Raw genomic sequence first — 4,054 nt, 5'->3', positions numbered from 1 at the left:
GGTCTTGTTGCGCACTTCCAGCAACACGCCTTTGTGCGATACCTCGTGTACCCACAGCGTGCCGGGCTGGCCTTTGGCGTTTTCCAGCGCCACCGGCTCTTCAAGAACCAGGCGCCATGGGCGCACCATCGGGCCGTCTTCGTAGATGCTCGGCACACCGAGACGCAGATGCAGCGCGTGGAACTCGTCTTCCACCAGATGCAGCGGAAAAGTCATCTGCTGATTTTCGAAGTTGGCCTGGATCGTCACCTGCTCGTGAGCAGCCAGACGTGTCAGCAGGTCACGGATCTGCGAACCACCATTAACCAGCAGACTCGACGTTGCATCCCGCACGTTAAGTTGCGGGTTGTGCTGCATGGTCTGGATGAAATCCAGCTCGTCCTGGGTGAGGAGGGCGTCGCGTTGCATGGCTAACTCGAAGTGAATAGTTACAAAGTCATTGGTGATTGTAGTTAATGACCATCAGTTCGCGGTTTTGTTTGCGCCGTTCGTCGCTTTCAACGCCGCTAGCTCGCTTTGGAGCGCCGCCACTTGTGCTTCCAGCTGCGCAACCCGCTGCTGCGCCTTGACCTGAAGCGTTACATCTTTTTGCACGCCGATGAAATAAGTCTGCCCGTCATCGGCATTTTTTATCGTCGACAATGACAATTCGTTCCAGAACGGCGTGCCATCCTTGCGATAGTTGCGCAGGATCTCCCGGCAGGAACCGCCTTCACGCAATGTCTCGCGAATCAGCTGCAGACTTGGTTGATCACGGTCTCCAGCCTGCAAAAAACGACAGTCCTGGTAGAGGATCTCCTCACTGCTATAACCGGTCATGCGCTCGAAGGCAGGGTTGACGTAAATAAGGATGTTGTCCTGCTCGCCTTCCTTTTCAGCGACCACGATTCCGTCATTCGACGCATTAATCACCATTTGCAGCAGGCTGGCGTTGATCATCCGAGAATCCCTTCCGTTATGTCAGTGGCAGGCATTCTAGAAGAAAGCCGCGGACTGTCTATAGGCCAGCAGCTTCCATTGAGAGCCAATCGCAACTTCGCGGCATGGGCTGTTACTATCGCGGCTCTTTTTTTCAGTTCCAGGATCAGATTGATGAAAGTCGCCATCCTCTCAGGTTCAGTCTACGGCACCGCCGAAGAAGTCGCCCGCCACGCCCAGAACCTGCTGAAAGCCGCCGGCTTTGAAACCTTCTACAACTCGCGCGCCGTGTTGGCCGATATTCAGGCGTTCGGTCCCGAGGCCCTTCTCGCTGTGACTTCGACCACTGGCATGGGCGAGCTGCCGGACAACCTGCAACCGTTGTATTCGACCCTGCGCGATCAGTTGCCGGCTTCGTTGCGCGGCCTGCCCGGCGCGGTGATCGCCCTCGGTGATGCCAGCTACGGCGACACCTTCTGCGGCGGTGGCGAGCAGATGCGCGAACTGTTTGCCGAACTGGGGGTAAACGAGGTTCAGGAAATGCTGCGCATCGACGCCAGCGAAAGCGTCACGCCGGAAACCGATGCCGAGCCGTGGCTGGCGCAGTTGATTGAAGCGCTCAAGGGCTGATCGCGGGCAATAATCGCTGCACCTTCTAAGCGTTGTTGCATTGCAACGGATCCAGGCTGTTTGCCCGGCTGACTCGTTCAGTCATCAAGCTGGCTGCCAATGCAACTACGCGATGCCCTGCGCCTGACTAGACTGCTGACACGAGCAGAACAAGAAGAACGCAGAGGTGCATACAGTGAGCGTAGCCCCCGTCCAATCGTCGCCGAACGTCAAAGATCAGGTCAGCGCTGCCGAGTGGCAGACCCGCGTCGATCTTGCCGCCTGTTACCGTCTGGTCGCGCTGCACGGCTGGGACGATCTGATCTTCACGCATATCTCGGCCAAGGTGCCCGGCACCGAAGATTTCCTGATCAATCCGTTTGGCCTGATGTTTCATGAGATCACCGCTTCGAGCCTGGTGAAAGTCGATCAGGCCGGCAACAAACTCATGGACAGCCCGTACGAGATCAACCCCGCCGGTTACACCATTCACAGCGCCGTCCACGAAGTGCGCCACGATGTGGTTTGCGTGCTGCATACGCACACTGCGTCAGGCGTTGCGGTGTCGGCGCAAAGGCAGGGGGTGCTGCCGATCAGTCAACAGTCACTGTTTGTGTTGTCGAGCCTGGCCTATCACGCCTACGAGGGCGTGGCCCTGAATCATGAAGAAAAGGCGCGCCTGCAAGCCGACCTCGGCGACAACAATTTCCTCATGCTGCACAACCACGGTCTGCTGACTTGCGGCGGCACGATCGCCGATACCTTTCTGATGATGTTCACCTTCCAGCGAGCCTGCGACATTCAGGTCATGGCGCAGACTGGAGGGGCCGAACTGATCGCCATCGAACCGCAGATTCTCGCCGGCGCCAAGGCAATGATTGCCGGCGTCACCAAGAGCGCTCAAGGCATGGGCGGCGCGCTGGCGTGGCCGGCGCTGCTGCGCAAACTCGACCTGCAGGATCCGGGGTATAAATTCTAATGCCACTCGCCGAGATTCCTCTGAGTGTCTGGCGCAAGCGCAGCCGGACTTTTGTCTTTCGTGGCCAGTCGATCCGCTACTGGACAGTCGGGCAGGGTGAGCCGTTGCTGTTGATTCACGGTTTCCCCACTGCCAGTTGGGATTGGCATTACCTGTGGCAGCCACTGGCGCAGCGTTATCAGGTGATCGCCTGCGACATGCTCGGTTTCGGCGATTCGGCAAAACCGCGCAATCACACCTATAGCCTGCTGGAACAGGCCGATCTGCAACAGGCACTGCTCGCGCATCTGCAGGTTGAACAAGCGGTGCACATCCTCGCTCACGACTACGGCGACAGCGTCGCTCAGGAACTGCTCGCGCGGCATTACGAAAAACGCATCGAAGTTGCCAGTTGCGTATTCCTTAATGGCGGTCTGTTTCCGGAAACCCATCGTCCGCTGCTGATGCAGAAACTGCTGCTCAGCCCGATTGGCTGGCTGCTCGGCCGCGCCTTCAGCCGTGAGGCGCTGGTCAAAGGTTTCCGGCAGATCTTCGGCGCGCAGACCCAGCCCACTGAAAGCGAGCTGGATGACTACTGGAGTCTGGTCGACAGCAACCATGGCCCGCGCATCCTGCATAAATTGATCACTTACATCCCCGAGCGCCGGGTGCAACGTGAGCGCTGGGTGACGGCCATGCAGCAGGGTGACGTTCCCTTGCGGGTGATCGATGGCGCATTTGACCCGATCTCCGGCGTGCACATGGTCGAGCGATATCGCGAACTGATCCCTGATGCAGACACCGTGCTCTTACCCGGCATCGGCCACTATCCGCAAACCGAGGCGCCGGCGCTGGTGCTCAAGCACTATCTGGCGTTTCGCGATCGTCTGGTATTGCCTCCGCGCAAAGTGGCGTACTCCTGATTCTCGCCGAGAGCACGGGCTCTCGGCGTCCTGACACTCGATCATCCCTCAGCCTTATCGCGCACCATTCAGCCGCAGCCCTGTTCGTTGTGACCCAAAGCGCCGTGCCTGACACTCGGGGCAATATCCCTTGGCCTGCTGGAGTTGCCGCGATGAATGAACCTGTGCGTTTCGAAGATAAAGTCGTGATTGTCACCGGCGCCGGTGGCGGCCTCGGGCGTGCCCATGCGCTGCTGTTCGCCAGGCACGGCGCCAAAGTGCTGGTCAACGATCTCGGTGGCTCGACGCAGGGCGAGGGCGCCAATGCTTCGGCTGCCGACCGCGTAGTGGCGGAAATCCGCGAGGCCGGCGGTATTGCCGAAGCCAACCACGATTCGGTGACTGACGGCGACAAACTGGTACAGAACGCCCTCGATGCCTTCGGCCGCGTCGACGTCGTAGTCAACAACGCCGGGATCCTGCGCGACAAGTCATTTCACAAGATGGACGACGCCGACTGGGATCTGGTCTATCGCGTCCACGTCGAAGGCGCCTACAAGGTTACCCGTGCCGCCTGGCCGCATCTGCGCGAGCAAAACTACGGTCGCGTGATTTTCACTGCGTCGACTTCTGGCATTTACGGCAATTTCGGTCAGTCCAACTACGG

6 protein-coding genes are annotated in these 4,054 nt (G+C 59.0%); 4 read left to right on the top strand and 2 right to left on the bottom strand.

Features of this window, described 5'->3' with window-relative positions:
• Together OQK_RS06485 and OQK_RS06480 are read right to left on the bottom strand one after the other, a co-directional pair.
• On the bottom strand, positions 1–408 hold a 408-nt coding region (locus OQK_RS06485), incomplete at its 3' end, for a hypothetical protein (protein WP_016771649.1).
• A 54-nt stretch (positions 409–462) separates the two neighbouring features.
• Complete coding sequence (locus tag OQK_RS06480; RefSeq protein ID WP_016771648.1) at positions 463–939, bottom strand: PAS domain-containing protein; 477 nt, start codon at positions 937–939, stop codon at positions 463–465.
• 153 nt (positions 940–1,092) lie between these two features.
• Between OQK_RS06480 and OQK_RS06475 the strand changes: the two genes are divergently transcribed.
• From OQK_RS06475 to OQK_RS06460, 4 genes are all read left to right on the top strand, one after another.
• Complete coding sequence (locus tag OQK_RS06475; protein ID WP_016771647.1) at positions 1,093–1,548, top strand: flavodoxin; 456 nt, start codon at positions 1,093–1,095, stop codon at positions 1,546–1,548.
• Positions 1,549–1,723: 175 nt separating this feature from the next.
• On the top strand, positions 1,724–2,506 hold the full coding sequence (locus tag OQK_RS06470; RefSeq protein ID WP_016771646.1) for a class II aldolase/adducin family protein: 783 nt from the start codon (positions 1,724–1,726) through the stop codon (positions 2,504–2,506).
• Entirely contained in the window at positions 2,506–3,408 is a 903-nt protein-coding gene (locus tag OQK_RS06465) for an alpha/beta fold hydrolase (RefSeq protein ID WP_016771645.1), read from the top strand. Before OQK_RS06470 ends, OQK_RS06465 begins: the two co-directional genes overlap by 1 nt.
• A gap of 152 nt (positions 3,409–3,560) precedes the next feature.
• Positions 3,561–4,054, top strand: a 494-nt coding sequence (locus tag OQK_RS06460) for an SDR family NAD(P)-dependent oxidoreductase (RefSeq protein ID WP_038861126.1), incomplete at its 3' end; no start/stop codon positions are given.

This window comes from Pseudomonas sp. R62 (assembly GCF_000257605.1).
Taxonomy (GTDB): domain Bacteria; phylum Pseudomonadota; class Gammaproteobacteria; order Pseudomonadales; family Pseudomonadaceae; genus Aquipseudomonas; species Aquipseudomonas atacamensis.
Note: the sequence above shows the minus strand (reverse complement) of the source record. Positions and strands in the feature narration are given on the sequence as shown.